This window comes from Aquimonas sp. (assembly GCF_044377145.1).
Classification (GTDB): Bacteria; Pseudomonadota; Gammaproteobacteria; order Xanthomonadales; family Xanthomonadaceae; genus Aquimonas.
Map to the genome: position 1 here is coordinate 40,246 of NZ_JBILJQ010000004.1, position 15,113 is coordinate 55,358.

General features: G+C 67.8%; 13 protein-coding genes. 5 read left to right on the forward strand and 8 right to left on the reverse strand.

Going from position 1 to position 15,113, the window contains the following annotated elements; all coding sequences use genetic code 11:
• Window positions 1-10: 10 nt before the first annotated feature.
• From ACIQ7H_RS02610 to ACIQ7H_RS02625, 4 genes are all read right to left on the reverse strand, one after another.
• Window positions 11-1,168, reverse strand: a complete 1,158-nt coding sequence (locus tag ACIQ7H_RS02610) for a Wadjet anti-phage system protein JetD domain-containing protein (protein ID WP_395788081.1) — start codon at window positions 1,166-1,168, stop codon at window positions 11-13.
• Window positions 1,152-4,463: an ATP-binding protein gene (locus ACIQ7H_RS02615; RefSeq protein WP_395788083.1), complete on the reverse strand. Its 3,312-nt coding sequence runs from the start codon at window positions 4,461-4,463 to the stop codon at window positions 1,152-1,154. The genes ACIQ7H_RS02610 and ACIQ7H_RS02615 overlap by 17 nt, the downstream gene beginning before the upstream one ends.
• Window positions 4,460-5,197, reverse strand: coding sequence for a DUF4194 domain-containing protein (locus ACIQ7H_RS02620; RefSeq protein WP_395788085.1), 738 nt, complete (start codon window positions 5,195-5,197; stop codon window positions 4,460-4,462). Before ACIQ7H_RS02620 ends, ACIQ7H_RS02615 begins: the two co-directional genes overlap by 4 nt.
• Before the next feature lie 162 nt (window positions 5,198-5,359).
• A complete protein-coding gene (locus ACIQ7H_RS02625; protein ID WP_395788087.1) occupies window positions 5,360-6,835 on the reverse strand; it encodes a DUF3375 domain-containing protein in 1,476 nt (491 codons plus the stop codon).
• Between the two features lie 175 nt (window positions 6,836-7,010).
• On the opposite strand from ACIQ7H_RS02625, the gene ACIQ7H_RS02630 reads away from it, so the two are divergent.
• Both ACIQ7H_RS02630 and ACIQ7H_RS02635 read left to right on the forward strand, forming a co-directional pair.
• Window positions 7,011-7,952, forward strand: a complete 942-nt coding sequence (locus ACIQ7H_RS02630) for an NrtR DNA-binding winged helix domain-containing protein (protein ID WP_395788089.1) — start codon at window positions 7,011-7,013, stop codon at window positions 7,950-7,952.
• A 309-nt stretch (window positions 7,953-8,261) separates the two neighbouring features.
• Window positions 8,262-9,014, forward strand: a complete 753-nt coding sequence (locus tag ACIQ7H_RS02635) for a class I SAM-dependent methyltransferase (RefSeq protein ID WP_395788091.1) — start codon at window positions 8,262-8,264, stop codon at window positions 9,012-9,014.
• Window positions 9,015-9,031: 17 nt separating this feature from the next.
• Here ACIQ7H_RS02635 and ACIQ7H_RS02640 read toward each other — a convergent pair whose 3' ends face one another.
• On the reverse strand, window positions 9,032-9,637 hold the full coding sequence (locus ACIQ7H_RS02640; protein ID WP_395788093.1) for an SET domain-containing protein: 606 nt from the start codon (window positions 9,635-9,637) through the stop codon (window positions 9,032-9,034).
• Window positions 9,634-10,239 (reverse strand): SET domain-containing protein, encoded by a 606-nt coding sequence (locus tag ACIQ7H_RS02645; protein ID WP_395788095.1) that lies wholly within the window; start codon window positions 10,237-10,239, stop codon window positions 9,634-9,636. Before ACIQ7H_RS02645 ends, ACIQ7H_RS02640 begins: the two co-directional genes overlap by 4 nt.
• 288 nt (window positions 10,240-10,527) lie before the next feature.
• Between ACIQ7H_RS02645 and ACIQ7H_RS02650 the strand changes: the two genes are divergently transcribed.
• The 3 genes from ACIQ7H_RS02650 to ACIQ7H_RS02660 all read left to right on the forward strand — a co-directional run bounded on the left by ACIQ7H_RS02650 (window position 10,528) and on the right by ACIQ7H_RS02660 (window position 13,334).
• The gene (locus ACIQ7H_RS02650; protein ID WP_395788097.1) at window positions 10,528-11,388 is read left to right on the forward strand and encodes a UDP-2,3-diacylglucosamine diphosphatase; all 861 of its coding nucleotides are present in this window, start codon (window positions 10,528-10,530) and stop codon (window positions 11,386-11,388) included.
• A gap of 312 nt (window positions 11,389-11,700) precedes the next feature.
• Window positions 11,701-12,630 (forward strand): Grx4 family monothiol glutaredoxin, encoded by a 930-nt coding sequence (grxD, locus tag ACIQ7H_RS02655; RefSeq protein WP_395788099.1) that lies wholly within the window; start codon window positions 11,701-11,703, stop codon window positions 12,628-12,630.
• 356 nt (window positions 12,631-12,986) lie between these two features.
• The gene (locus ACIQ7H_RS02660) at window positions 12,987-13,334 is read left to right on the forward strand and encodes a hypothetical protein (protein WP_395788101.1); all 348 of its coding nucleotides are present in this window, start codon (window positions 12,987-12,989) and stop codon (window positions 13,332-13,334) included.
• Window positions 13,335-13,355: 21 nt separating this feature from the next.
• On the opposite strand, the gene ACIQ7H_RS02665 is transcribed toward ACIQ7H_RS02660, so the two are convergent.
• Together ACIQ7H_RS02665 and queF are read right to left on the reverse strand one after the other, a co-directional pair.
• A complete protein-coding gene (locus ACIQ7H_RS02665; RefSeq protein ID WP_395788103.1) occupies window positions 13,356-14,132 on the reverse strand; it encodes an AMP nucleosidase in 777 nt (258 codons plus the stop codon).
• 94 nt (window positions 14,133-14,226) lie between these two features.
• On the reverse strand, window positions 14,227-15,063 hold the full coding sequence (gene queF / locus ACIQ7H_RS02670) for an NADPH-dependent 7-cyano-7-deazaguanine reductase QueF (protein ID WP_395788105.1): 837 nt from the start codon (window positions 15,061-15,063) through the stop codon (window positions 14,227-14,229).
• Window positions 15,064-15,113 lie beyond the last annotated feature (50 nt).

Genomic DNA, 15,113 nt, shown 5'->3' on the forward strand with positions numbered 1-15,113 from the left:
AATGCCCGGGTCAGCGCGCGGGCGACGCCTCACGCCACGCGCGCAACGCGGCTTGAACCCGCGCGGGCGGAACGAACTCCTGCTCAAGCCGCCCGCGCTCCTGCTCAAGCAGATGTCGATAGAGCGCCTGCTCCGACGCGCTCAAGGCAGCGGGAGGCTCAGGATCGGCAGGTATCGGCTCGACGACTGCGTGCTGTAGGGCGAAGCTGTCGAACAGCTCGCGCTCCATCAGCACGGCGCAAAGCCCGGGCTGCTGGCGCCGGGCCTGCGCCAGCATCCGCAGGCCCCAGCTGTCGAGATCGCCCCAGTAGGCGACGTGCTTGCCGCGCCAGACCTCGGCGCCCAGCCAGTCGAGATCGAGCCCGGCGCCGAGTACCGCGACGGTGTCGGCCAGTTCGGGCAGGGCGTGCGCACAGCGTTCATTCTCGACTACCAGCAGATGCGTGCCGGGCAGGCCGCGTGCCGCCAGCTCGGACGTGCGCAGGCGCAGACGCTCGAAAGGCAGCAGGCCGGGGGCCAGTGGCAGTACCAGCAGCCAATGTTCGCTCGAACCGGAGGCGCCCAGAAAGTTCTCCAGCCCCTGCGCGCTGGCGGCGCCGTCAAAACGCGCATCCAGCAGGGCGAGCACCAGGGCGCGACAGCGCTCCAGCAGCTTGCTGTCGACACCCGCGAGCGCGATGGCGCGCAGCGGCAGTCCCTGTGCGCAGCCTGGTTCCGCGGCCTCGGCAAAGCGCGCGGCAGCGAGCACGTCCGCGTCGCTGCGCTCGCGCAGCAGGTGCAGCTGACGCACCAGCAGCCGACGCTGGCCAAGCGCCAGCTGCGGCATCAGCCTCTCCAGACGCGCGAACTCGGACTGCACGGTGGCGTCGGCGCAGGCGGCGATCCATTCGCTGGGGCTGTCCAGGCGCCAATAGCGCGGCAGCTCGATCGGCGCGCCCGCCGCACGGAAGGCGCGCGGCTGCCATTCGATCGTGCCAGCCTGAACCTGTCGCCACGCCTGCACATGCGCGCGTATCGCATCAATGTTGCCGAGCAGTTGGGACGGCGCGGGTGCGCCGATCGGCAGCCGCAGCGGCCACTGTTCTGGCTCGAACAGGCGCGACTCGCGCACGGCAGGCATCTGCCACTGCCGCGCCAGCCGCAGCGCCAGCTCAGTCGGCGACTTCAAGCGAGGCCTCGCTGCGGCGGCGCGCGAATTCCTCCAGCGCCTGCCAGCTCAATGAACTCAAGCTGGCCTGGCTGCCGCGGCGGTGGACCAGAATCGCCGAGCGGGTGTGCTCGCGCAGCAGGCGCAGCTCCTTGTTCGGGGTGACGAACAGCGGGTGCAGGCCAAACTCCGCCAACGCCCCGATGATCCGCCCGGCGACGGCCTGTGAACTCTTCGAAAACGCCTCGTCCAGAACAATCGTCGCAAACAGTGGGCGGCTGGCACCGGCCGGGCACAGCGCGTAGCTGAGCGAGGCCGTCAGCACATAGCTGGCGATGATCTCCTTCTCACCGCCGCTGCCACCCTGCGAGCTGGTTCGGGTTTCGATCATTTGCCCGGAGCTACGCTCGATCACCGACACCGCGAACTGCAGGCGATGACGCGGGTCGAGCAGGGCGCGCGCGCCCAAGGTCTTGCGCTTGTCGACCGCGTCGCGCAGCAGGCCAACCAGATGCTGCAGGGCGCGGTAGTGGCTCTCGCCTTCGTCGTCGCGCAGAGCGGCGGATCGCAGCACCCGCAGCGCCTGGTCCAGATCCTTCAGGCTCTGATGCACCACCCGGCGCGGCTCCAGCCGCAGAAAGCGGCCGGGCTGGAAGTCGACCCGCTGCAGGGTGAGGTTCAGTTCTTCGATGCGCTCCTCGATCCGCGCGACTTCGTTCTCGACATCGCTGAGCAGTTGGGTGACGCCCTGGTCCGACGACTGGTTGAGATAGCCGAGGAAGCGCTGCTGTTTCTCCGGCAGGGCCTCTTCGATCAGCTGGCGCAGGCGCTGCAGGTAGGCCGGCACGTCGACCAGTTCACTGCCGACTTCAGCCAGCGCGCCGGTGTCGACATGCCGGGCAGCGGTCATCGCGCGCACCAGTTGATTGTCGAGATGGCGCAAGCGTTGAACGAGACGCGAAGCCTGTTGCTCAAGCTCAGCGGACGCCTCGCGCTCGCGATCCTGCCAAGCGTCCAGACTGTTCGCGCTCAGCCCCGCTTGTGTCGCCTGCAGGCGCTCACACTCGGACGGCGTCAGCGCAGCGCCGGCACGCGCCCTCGCCCGTGCCTCCGCCGCCTGCGCGCTGCCCATCCTGACTTCGATCTCGAGCGCGCCACGCTCGCATTGGTTGAGCCGCTCGCCGTGCGCCCGCGCGCTCTGCAGCGCGGCCTGCCAGCGCGCCTTCGCGGTGGCGGCATCCGACTCCGGTGCCAGCAGCCGATCGATCTCGGCCTGCAGGCTGTCGACCTCGCGCTGCGCTGCCGGCACATCGATCGCGCTGAACTCGAGCGCGGCAATCGCTTCGATCAGGCTGCGCTCGGCGCGAGCATCAAGCAGTGTGCGTCGGGCCGCCGCCAGCGCTGCCTCGGCCGCGCGCACTCCGGCCTCGACCTCGACGATGGCGCGGGTCAGCTGGCCGAGGCGGTCGCGGTTGTCGAAGCCGGTCATCCAGTCCTGATCCAGGCGCCGCTGATCCTGTTTGTCGAACAGGCCGCGTCGGCCCGAGACCATGCCCTGCACGGTCAGCGCGTGCTCGCGCTCGCGCAGGGCCTCGCTGCTGTCGACGCAGTGCAGGTCGATGCCGGCCAGAAACTGCTTGGCCGCTTCGCGCAGCGGATGTGCGCGATAGTTCAGACGGCGGGTGTAGCCATCGGCCAGAAAGCGCGCTGGCTCAGTGCTGGCCTGTGCATCCAGCAGGCGTACGTGCAGGCGGTTGTCGCGGGTATTGATCCAGCGCAGCGCAGCACCGGTCTGCTCAGGCGGCACCAGCAGCCGCAGCCGATGACCGCCAATCGCGCGTTCGATTGCACCACGCCAGAGCGCGTGCTCGGCCTGCACCTCCACAAGCTCGGCCAGATAGAGCAAGGCCTCCAGCGGCAGACCCAGCTCCTCGGCCAGCTCGGCGCGCAGGCGTAGATACGCCGGCGGCAGGTTGCTGTCCGGCTGCGCGCGCACCGCTTCCAGATCGCGCTGCAGCTCCTGCAGCTCGGTCTGAAGGCCGTGCCGGTTGCGGTCGCACTCGAACAATTGCTGCTCGTGCGCGGCCTCGGCGTCTGCCAGTTCAGCCGACAGGGCCTGCGCCCGGTCCCGGTTGTCGGCAAAGGTCGTAGCGACCAGCTCGGCATTCCAGCCGCGCGCGGCAGCCAGCTGCTGATACTCGTGGGCGCGCTGCCGGCAGCCCGACAGCAACGCCTGCTGGCTGAGGCAACGCGCCTGAAGGTGCTCCAATGCCTGACCACCGGCCTGCAGATAGATCGACTGCAGGCCCTGCGCCTCGGCCTCGGCGGCGTGCAGCACGGCCTGCACTTGGGCGACTTCGTGCCGGCGCGCGCCAAGCTCCCGGCCGAGCGCCTCGGCCTGTTTCGCGTAAAGATCGGCCGCTTGCGCTGCGTACCAGCGCGGCAGCAGCTGACGCAGCTCGGCCAGTGCATCGGCCTGATCCTGCGCCTGCAGCCGCAGGCCCCAATCACGCTCGATCGGCAGCAGCGCATCGCGCTGGCGACGCGCGGTCTGCAGTTCGGCGTGGATGCCATCCAGGGTGTTGAACTCGTCGGCGACTTCCTGCGCACGCTCGAACTTGGCGCTGTCGTCGAGCACCAGCTCGCGAAACACTTCATCGATGCTGTTGAGCTGTTTCAAGCCCGCCGCGCGATTGAGCAGGGTGAAGGCGTTCTCGCCCACCTCGAAGAAGCCGCGCAGTCGGGACAGATAGACCTGCTTCGACTCGTAGAACTTCAGGCCCGGCGATTCGCCCTCCAGCGCCTTCAGCGCCCGCGTGCCGCCGTCGCGCAGGGTCGACAGCCAGTGTTCGAGGCACGGCCCGTCACCGTTGCAGAACACCCAGCGGCGTTTCAGGTCCGCGGTCGCCGAACTGCTGCCGTCCAGCCACAGCAGCGCACCGATGCGGACTTCGTTCTCGCCATTGACAAAACGCGCCGAGAGCCCGCTCAGCACGGCACCGGTGCGCGCCACATGCGCGTTGTCGCCGCTGTCGTTGCCTGCACCGGAAACACCGCGGACGTAGGACACCAGATCACGATCACTCTCGTGGCCGCCGGTCGATGCCAGGTTGTAGCGCGGGCTGGCCACCAGCAGGGTCATCAGCGCATCGACCAAGGTCGTTTTGCCGGCGCCGGTGGGGCCGATGATGGCGGTGCCGGCGAGGTCGATCTCGGCCCGATGCAGGCCGCCGAAGGCACCCCAGTCATAGAGTTCAAGCTCAGCCAGAACATAGCTGGCCTCGACGCGGCGCTGGCGGGTAAGGCTGCGGCTCACGCCTCGTCGTCCTGAGGTTCGGGCTCGGATTCAGGCGTGCCCTCACCTGCCGCCGCTCGCAGCGACTGCAGCAGGTTGTGCAGGTTCTCTGGGTTGGCCAGATGCGCGATCAAGGGCCGGATGCTGACGCGCTCGTGCTCATCGACCTCGGACACCAAGGCATGAACCTTGAGCTGCTCCAGCAGCCCGAGCAGGCGCTTCTTCTCCTGTGCGTCGCTGCCGAGTTCGCCCAGGTACGCCTGCAGGTGCGGCAGCAGATCATCCAGTGCGACCTGCGCTTCGGCCGCGCCCACCCCGGCCTCCATTTCATGCGCCACAAACTGCTGGCGCAGGATCGCCACCAGCAGGCTCTGCTCCAGATTCAAGCGCTGCCGGCGCACCAGCGGATGCGACCAGGCGTCCTCGTCCTCAGCGCCATCCGCTGCACCGATGACCGCTGCATCCACCGCCAGCCAGGCCAGACCGCGCAGCTCATCGATGCGCATGCGCAGGCCCAGCGGCAGCAGGATCGCCGTGACAGCAGGCACCGCCAGATTTAGCGCGCGATACGCCGAGGGCTTGCGCGCGGCCTCGACCACGCCGGCACGCATCAGCTCCAGAGTCGCCTCGCGCACGGCACGCAACGGCGCATCAAGGGTTTCGGAATGCGCAGCCGTCGCCGCAGGCGCACCCGAGGGCCGCTGTGGCTCAGGTGTCGCGGCAGCGGTCTGGGCGTCAAAGAATCCGTTAGACATGAGCGCTGTGTCTGCGAACAAGCGGAGATGCTGCATGTGGCTGCGACAGGCCGCAAGCGCGGCTTGCCAAGGCGGACGGGTTCGACGGCGGTCGACTGCAGATGCGGAACAGCGCAGCTTTGGCGCCAGCGGGCTGCGGGGCGCGTTGCAGGTCGGATAGATTCAAGTCTCCCATTCGAAGCCCTCGAACGCCTGCGTCGACAGGCGAATCATCGGCACGTCGAAACGCCAGCCGCCGCCGTCATCACCCAGTTCAAGCGTTTCACGACCTTCACCAAACTCGATGCCGGCCTCGCGCGCCATGCCCAGCCACAGCGCCAGCGTTTCCAGATCGTGGCTGGGCGGCAGGCGCTCGGCCAGCGCGGGCAGGCCCAGCGGCTCGGTGCTGGCGCGCAGGGTGGCCAAGGTGTTCTGCAGCAGAGCTTCGCGATCAAGCCCATCGAAGGCCGCCCAGAACTCGGGTTCGACTTCGTGCAGATCGGCGCGACGCTGCTGCAGGGCCAGTTCACGCCGACCTTCCGCATCCAGCGACTTGAAGCGCAGTCGCTCCACCGCCGGCAGTCCGGCCGCATGAAAACCCAGCGGCGGCAGCGCGACCGGGCTGCGCCGCACGCGCTGGCTGCGCCAATCGATCCGAGTCGCCAGTGCCAGCACTTCGTTCAGCAGCTGACCGACCCGGTGCTGCTCGGCGGCCAGGCCCGTCTTGAGAAAACTGCGCACATCGCGCTCGCTGCGGGCCCGCGCGCGGATCACCGCGCTGGATTCGCGCACCAGCTGCATTACCAGCCAACGCAGCTCCAGCTGCTGCGGCAGCTTGAGCGCCCCTTGCACATGCGGATGCTTGAGGATGCTGCGCAGCTGCAGCTTCATCGCATCCAGCGCGCTGCTGTGCGAGAGCTGCTGCTGGAAGCTCTGGAACACCCGCCCTTCGGCGGTCTGCAGCAGGCTGTCGTGGCCGTCCAGCAGGCTGTCGACCACGGCGCCGCGGCCGGTCTCCTGCTGCACGATCGCATGCCGGAGGCCGCGGTCCGCCTCGCGCCAGGAGTCCTCCACGCGGCGAAAGTCCGCGCGCAGGCCGATGGCAAGCGTATAGACCTCGCGGATGCCCTCGACTGCGGTGGCCGGGTCGAGCACCGGCACCTGGCCGGCGTCGACGGCGGCCAGCTCCTGTTCGAGCTCGGCGATCTGCCGACGCAGTCGTGCCCGCCGGGCGTCAGCATCCGGGTTCAGGCCGGATTCCAGGCGCTCGATCTCGCGCTGCACCACCGAAAGCCGCGAGGCGGTCGAGGTCATGATCCGGCCGTCCAGGCTTTCGACGAATCGCAGCGCGGTTTCCAGCGCATCGGTGGCGTGGATGCGGCCGTCGCGCTCGATGATCAGCGCGCGCTTGATCCAGTCGCGCAGCTCGCGCCGCGCGGTGGCCTGCGGATCGCTGTCCTCGGCGGCCAACTCGGCATCGTTGCCCTGCTCGGCCAGCGCGCGCGCCAGGCTGTCCAGCGCGTCTTCCCACAGCACGCCTTCGCGCGCCTCGGCCTGCTCGAACAGCGTCTTCAGGCAGGCCAACACCAGCGGCCCACGCCGCGCCGCCAGCAGCACCCAGGCGGGGTGCTGACGGCGCGCCTGCAGGAAGGCACGCATGCGAGTGTCGAGAGGCGATTGCATGGGCGCAGAGACTGCCACAGCCGCCGGGACTCGACAGAGCGGGTCCGCCGGATCGTTGATGATCGTGCGATCTCCATGTCGGTCGATCGATGTCCCGCGCTTCGCGCTGCGGACTCAGGGTCGCCCGCAGCCGCCGCTATACTCCGCGCCCATGCCCGCCACCGCGCCCACCCTGCTGCTGCTCAGCCTCGAAGCCGCGATCATCGCGGTGACCGACGAAGCGCCGCGGGTGCTGACCGTGCGCGAATCTGGAGGCGAAGATGCCCTGCCCTCGGGGCCGCTGGATGTCGCCCGCCACCAGACCATCGAACGCGGCGTCCGCGATTGGGTCGAGCAGCAGACCGGATTCCCGCTCGGCTACGTCGAACAGCTCTACACCTTCGGCGACCGCGAGCGTGATCCGCGCGAATGCGAGCTCGGTGCTCGGGTGGTGTCTACGGCATACCTGGCCCTGGTGCGCGAGCAGCCACTGCCCAGTGAGCTGCCGGCGCAGTGGTCGGATTGGTACGCCTACCTGCCCTGGGAAGACTGGCGCGCCGGTCGTCCAGCGCTGATCGACCGTGACCTGAAGCCGCATCTCTACGCTTGGGGCGGACGCGAGAAGCGCAGGCGCGAGCGTGCCGATCTGGTGTTCGGCTTCGACGCCGCGCCCTGGGATCCGGAGCGCACTCTAGAGCGCTACGAACTGCTGTGGGAAGCCGGCGCCGTCGGCGAGGCTCTGCGCGACCGCGGCGAAGGCCAGCCGGCGCCGGGCTCGGGCCGGGTGATGGCGATGGACCATCGGCGCATTCTGGCGACCGCGCTTGGTCGCCTGCGCGGCAAGCTCAAGTACCGGCCGGTAGTGTTCGAGCTGCTGCCGCCCGAGTTCACCCTCGGCCATCTGCAGCGAACCGTCGAGGCCTTGGCCGGCGCGCGCGTTCACAAGCAGAACTTCCGCCGCCTGATCGAAGCCGGCGGCCTGGTCGAAGGCACCGGCCGGCTTGACCACGCCACCGGCGGCCGCCCGGCTGAACTGTTCCGCTTCCGTCACGAAGTGTTCCGCGAACGGCCGGCGCCCGGGGTGTACTTTCCGGGGGCGTGGTGGGGGCGGTAGACGCCGCTGCGAGCAGAGAATCAGGCCTCATGCGCGAAGACGCTTCGATACCCGCATAGGGTGGGTCTTGACCCACCGGCACTGCACCTCGCCCCAAACGGATCACGTCGGGCAGGCGATGTCCGAGGTCAATCGTTGCTTGTCTCTGCGACCCGATGACCGCGCAGCTTCGGTGGATCAAGACCCACCCTATGGCGGCTCGGTGAGACGCTCGGGCTCGCGTGCTCACTGCGCCGCTGCTTATCGTCGGGTTTCTCGCTTGCAACCGCACTCCTCTAGACTATCGGGCCATTCGCCGATGATCCTTCCATGTCCGAACTCGAATCCCGCGCCCTCGCCAAGACCTGGTTCTATCCGTTCAAGCTGCCCTCGGGCGCGACCACGCCGACCTATGACGGCGGCGTGCTGGATTCGATCCACCACACCCGCTCGCAGATGCTCGACGCGCTGATCGCGCAGGAGTTTGCGGGGGATCGCTCGCAGCTGAGCTCGGTCGATCTGGCCTGTCATCAGGGCTGGTTCTCGGTGCAGCTGGCCGCGGCCGGCTTCGGCAAGGTGCTCAGCGTCGATGCGCGCGATGAGCATGTGGATGACTCGCGGCTGATTCGCGATGCGCTGAACCTGCCGCAGATCAATGTCGTGCAGAGCGACGTGCACGCACTGGACACCGCCGCACTCGGCGTGCACGACCTGGTGCTGTGCTTCGGCCTGATCTACCACTTGGAGAACCCGGTCGGCGCCCTGCGCGTGGCGCGCGCGCTGACCCGCAAGCTGTGCGTGATCGAAACCCAGATCGTGCCGGGCCAGACCGGTTGGGTCGACTACGGCAGCTACCGGTTTGTGCGCCCGCTGAAAGGCAGCTTCGGCATCATTGATGAGACCGGCGAAACCCACGGCCCCGAGGCCAGCACCACCGGCATCTGTCTGGTGCCGAGCCTGGAGGCGCTGCTGTGGATCCTGCAGCGCATCGGGTTCTCGCGCGTGGAGGTGCTGCCCGTGCCGGCCGACGGCTACGAGCAGCTGGTGCACCACAAGCGGGTGATGGTCGCCGCCTGGGTGTGAGGCAACCCGACAGCGCGCTACGCCGATTCGGCGCGGCGCGTGTTTCGGGTACGCGCGCGCCGTAGCGGGCTCGGGCAGCCGAGGCTTTCGCGTACGGCGGCCAGCCGCAGGGGATCAAGCAGCACAGCCAGCGGCTGGCGCACACGGTCCATCTGAGCGAAGGCGGCGATCAGCCCATCGTGCACCCCCTGCACCGCCGAGGGCACCTGCAGATGGCTGATCGCACCCCGACAGTTGGGCGCCCCGCAGCGGCAGTCGAAGCCTTCGGTCGGCCCCAGAAACAGGGTGGCGTAGTCATTGGTCAGCTGCTCACCGGCGGCGATGTCGCGCAGTGCAAGCTCGAAGCCGTACTCGCTGCCGCCGCAGTTCGGCGCACAGCTGTGGTTGAGATAGCGCCCGAAGTCCCAGCACAGCACCCGTTTGCCGCGCCCGTCGCTGAAGGTCCAGCGATCCACCAGCGGCGCATAGGCCGCAGGCAAGGCATCGATCTGCGCCTGCGGGATCGCGCGATCGAGCGCGTCCTGCACCCAGGTGACGGTGCCTCGTGGAATCCGTCGGGTCGCCACCAGGCCGGCGCCGACAGTGTCGTCGACCCGGATCAAACGGGTATCCGGATGGATCATGGCGCGCTCACGGCGCGGTGGTAGCCACGTGCCGAGGGCAATGTCACCTCGGCGCCCGTCTCCAGCGCGGCCACCAGCGGCAGATCGCGCGGCCCGAGTTTGGCGTAGGGCAGCAGCGGCTGCGGCACCGAGGCCGCCAGGGTGAAGGCGGCGCGGGCTTCGGCGTCCCAGCGTTCGAAGTAGTGCTCGGCGTCATCACGGCGAATCACCCCGCGGCAATTGGATGCGCCGCAGCCGCACGCCATCGGCGCGATCAGGTTGAGGGTGCCGTATTCGCAGGTCAGCTCCTCGCCTGGCTGGATGTCGCGCACGGCGATCTCGAAGGCATCGCCGAGACCGCGACTGGCAGGCGCGCACGAGTGATTCATGTAACGGCCGAAATCCCAGCAGAACACGTAATCGCCGTCCGGCGCCTGGTAAGCGTAGCGATCGACCACGCTGCGCAGCATGGGCGGCAGTGCATCGCGCTCGGCCGGGCTGAGGATGCGGTCGAAGGCGTCGAGCACCCAGAGAAAGGTGCCACGTGGGATGAACTCGGTGGCGAATACGCCGTAGCCGATTTCGGCTGAAATGAAACGCAGCTCACTGGCTGGATGGATCACGAATGCTCCTGCGCGGATGCGCACTGGGCGAAGTCGACAGCGCTGCGGACTACATGACGGACCGCCGCTGCCGGTCGTCCGCCCGATGCGAAGAGTGCGACTGCCGCGGAACTTTCGCTAGTGGGGGCTCGGCCTCAGCCCGGCGAGGACTGTCGCTGAATTGAATACCGGTTCAGCGGAGCTCCCGCAAACGCTGACAGACGGTGTCACCTCACCGACACACGCCCGCCATGCCAGTGAAGGCAAGCCAAGGGATGCTTTCGCAACGCACTTGTGCAGGGCCGTGCGATGTCCGTCCTCAAGTTCCGCACTGTTTTCATCTCCGACGTGCACCTCGGCACGCCGGATTGCCAGGCGCAGTACCTGCTTGATTTCCTGCGCCAGACCCGCTGCGAGACCCTGTATCTGGTCGGCGATATCGTCGACCTCGAAGCTTTGGCGATCCGGCCCTACTGGCCGCCCAGCCATAGCGCGATCATCGCTGAGCTGGTGGATTTGGCCCGCCGCGGGACACGGGTGGTGTACCTGCCCGGCAACCACGACGCACCGATGCGCGCCTTCTGCGGGCAACGGCTGGGAGGCATCGAGGTGGCTTATTCCGCTGTGCACGTCGCAGCCGACGGCCGGCGCTACCGGGTCGCACACGGCGACGAGTTCGACCCCGAACACATCGGCCGCAGCTGGTTGATCCGGATCGGCGATTCCGCGCACCGGCTGATGCTCTGGGCCAACCGGAATTTCAACCGGCTGCGCCGACGGCTGCGCCTGGCCTACCTGCCACTGTCGATCATCACCAAATCGCGGATCGCCCAGGCCCTGCTGTACATCCACCAGTACGAGCAGCGAGTGGTCAACTCCGCGCGCGAGCACGGCGTGGACGGCCATATCTGCGGGCATATCCACTTCGGCGGCATTCGCGAGTTCGACGGCATCGTGTACTTGAACGACGGCGACTGGGTCGAACACTGCACCGCGCTGACCGAAGACTTCGATGGCCGCATGGAGCTGCTGCACTGGAGCGAGCACCGCACCCGCATCGGCTGCAGCGAAGCCAGCGGCGTGCTCGCCTCGGCCTCGGTCGATCTGGCGTTCTCATCGCTGTCGGTCGAGCTGGCCGACGTCATCTCGGCCCGGCAGCGCGCCGCCTGAAGCCGTACCGACACGTCCAGCGCAGATTCAAGCGCCCCACCGCGCCCAGGCAAGGCTACAGCCGACACACCAGGCCACCATCCACAGCGGCAAGTGCCCGCTCCGCTGCAGGCGCGCAGATCCGGCCCATGCGCGGTGCGGCCCGGCGGGCGCGGCTTCAGCGCAAGCGCGTTTTTGCCGAGCGAGGGGTCGACAGCTATCAGCGACGGTGGGCGACAAGAGACAGCGCAGGCCACACCAGCGCGCTTGAAAACAAGGCCGCCACCCCACACCCGGTAAACTCACCGGCCTCTTCGTCCCCAGGTTACCGCCATGTCGCTCGAACCCGCCCTGCGCACCCGCATCGAAAACCTGCTGTCCGAGCACCGCGTGGTGCTGTTCATGAAGGGCAATGCCCAAGCGCCGCGCTGCGGCTTCTCGGCCAAGGCCGTCGGCGCACTGCAGGCCGTGGTGGAGACCTTTCACACCGTAGACGTGCTGGAAGACGGCGAGATCCGCGAGGGCATCAAGCTTTTTGGCAGCTGGCCGACCATCCCGCAGCTGTATGTCGACGGCGAGCTCGTCGGCGGCAGCGACATCATTGAGGGCATGTTGAACAGCGGCGAGCTGCATGGCCTGTTCGGCGCCAGCGCGCCCGACCGCAGCCCGCCGCCGATCACGGTCACCCCGAAAGCCGCCGAGGCGATCCGCTCGGCGATGGCCGACAGCGGCCCCGGCCTGGCCCTGCACATGGCCATCGACGGCCGCTTCAACGCGCAGTTCCAGCTCAAGCCGGTGGCCGGCAATGAAATCGTGTCCGAGTCCGAAGGCGTGCGCGTGCACTTCGACCTGGCCTCGGCGCAGCGCGCGAAGGGCCTGGAAATCGACTGGGTGGAAGACGTACGCGGCGCCGGTCTGGCGATCCGGAACCCGAACGCACCGGCTGCTGTGCAGGCCCTCTCCGTGCAGGAACTGGCCGCGCGGGTGGCGGCGGGCGACATCACCGTGATCGATGTGCGCCCGGCATCGGACCGCGAGTACGCGCAGTTTCCGCACCCGCACCGGGTGCTGGATGAAACCACGGTCGGCGGACTTGAGTCGCTGCCGAAGGACACCGCGCTCGCCTTTCTCTGCCACCACGGCATCTCCAGCGCGCGCGCGGCCGAGCACTTCCGCGGCCAGGGCTTCCGCCAGCTGTTCAATGTCGAGGGCGGCATCGAGGCCTGGTCGCAGCAGATCGATCCTTCGGTGCCGCGCTACTGAGTTGCCGCGCGACATTCCGCCGGCTGCAGCGCTCGCTGATCGCAGCCGAGGCTGCAGCCCGGCCCGGCGAGCGCGCCGTGGGATCGCCTACGCCTGCGGGCGCAGCGTGCGGTGATCGCCTCTGCGCGACCGAGTTGCCGCAGGCATCTGATCGATGCCCATGCACGCCGCGCGGCCGAGATACCGCTACGCACGCCTTGGTGCTTGAACCGTTCGCGCGTCCGCTGCCCGTAGAGCTTGCAAAACCTGTGACAGGATGCACAAATGGAATACCACCGTCAGTGTGGTCTGGATGCGCGGCAGCCGGTTCGCGAGCCGCCCCGCGTCACAGAACAAGATTCCGGAGGGAAACGAAAATGCGACTGCGGGCCGCCCTGCTCATCGTCTGCACCAGCCTCACCGGCTGCGTCACCAGCACAGATCAACTGAGCTTCGACGCCTGTTCGGCATCGGTTCTTGCGGCCACCGCAAAGAACCGCACCTACAGCGATGCGCAGAAGCGCAGCTTCGAAATCGATTCCGCAGCCAGCCTGGCGACGATCACCCCAATCGAGGACAGCGTGTTCGAGCTGCGGGTGATCGCCAGCGTCGACGGCGAAGGCGGACAGCGTACCCCGCAGAACTTTCTGTGCCGAACGCGATTCACCCCCGGGCAGGACAGCCCGGACGTGATCGCATTCCATTTCCTGTTGGATTCAGACTGAGTCAAGCCGAGCGCGGCTCTGTCAGCTGTCGAAGCGCAGATGCTTGACCGACTTGCCGTGCCGGCGCACCAGCTTCAGCGCCTCGATGCCGACTTGGATATGGTTCTCGACGAAATTGGCGCTGACCACGCGGTCGGAGGCCTCGGTCTTCACCCCTTCCGGGATCATCGGCTGATCCGACACCAGCAGCAGAGCACCGGCGGGGATCGAGTTGGCGAAACCGGCGGCGAAAATGGTCGCGGTTTCCATGTCGATCGCCATGCAGCGCAGCTTGCGCAGATAGACCTTGAATTCTTCGTCGTGCTCCCAGACCCGGCGATTGGTGGTGTACACCGTGCCGGTCCAATAGTCGTGCTCAAGATCGCGGATCATCGTCGACACCGCGCGCTGCAGCGCGAATGCCGGCAGCGCCGGCACCTCCGGTGGAAGGTAGTCGTTGGAGGTGCCCTCGCCGCGGATCGCCGCGATCGGCAGCACCAGGTCGCCGAGCTGGTTCTTTTTCTTCAGCCCACCGCACTTGCCGAGAAAAAGCACCGCCTTCGGGCCGTAGGCCGACAGCAGGTCCATCACCGTGGCGGCGTTGGCGCTGCCCATGCCGAAGTTGACCATGGTGATGCCATCACTGGTGGCGCTGGGCATCGGCCGATCGCGGCCCACCACTTCGGCGCCGGTCAAGCGCGCGAACACATCCAGATAGCCACCGAAATTGGTCAACAGAACGTGCTGGCCAAAGTCCTCAAGGGCCACGCCGGTGTAGCGCGGCAGCCAGTTTGAAACGATCTCGCTCTTGTTTTTCATGGGGATTCCCGATGCAGCAGATGCCGGCGACGCCACGCCGGGTGCAGACAGAGTTGATCGAGCACGGCGCGCAGTTTACGCCAGCCGGCGCGACCTACTGCCGCGCCCCGCGCGGATTCGCGGGCTCGCCACCCAGCGTGCTGCGCCAAGGATTGATGTCGAGCCCGCCGCGGCGGGTGTAGCGCGCGTAGACGGTCAGGCTTTCGGGTGCACAGCGGCGGCTGATGTCCATGAAGATCCGCTCCACGCACTGCTCGTGGAAATCATCATGGCGGCGGAACGACACCAGGTAGCGCAGCAGCCCTTCGCGATCGATGCGCGGGCCGCGGTAGCTGAGCTGGACGCTGGCCCAGTCGGGCTGGCCGGTGACCGGGCAGTTGGACTTCAGCAGCCGCGACACTAGGAGTTCGTCAACCACCTCATCGCTGGCGCTGAGAAATTCCGGGCGCGGCGGGCCGTAGTGGTCGATGTCGATATCCAGACTGTCGATGCAGAAGCCCGGCAGCTCGGCCATCGGCTCGGCAGCGGCTTCATCGAGCGACTTCAGGCGCACGCCAACCGTTGCACCGGCGGCGGCCGACAGGTCGGCAATCAGACGCGCACGCAGGGTCTCAGCGCTGTCCAGCCGCTCCTGGTTGTAGCCGTTCAAGTACAGCTTGAAGCTCTTGGATTCGATGATGCACGGCGAGTCAGCCGGCACCCGGAACTCGGCGACGCCGACCTGCGGTTTGCCGCGGGAATCCAGCCAGGACAGCTCCCACGCGTTCCAGATGTCCACCCCGACGAACGGCAGCGGCGTGTCGATACCGAGTTCCGTGCGCTTGGCCGCGCGCGGAATCGGAAACAGGCGCGTCGCATCGAAGGTGTCGGCGTAGTCGACGGTTTTGCCCAGCTGCGAGGCTTGGGCGCTGGCGTGGAATTCGGTAGTCATGGGCGAAGTCTAGCGGCTCAGGCCGCGCCGACTTCTGGCAGATGACGTCG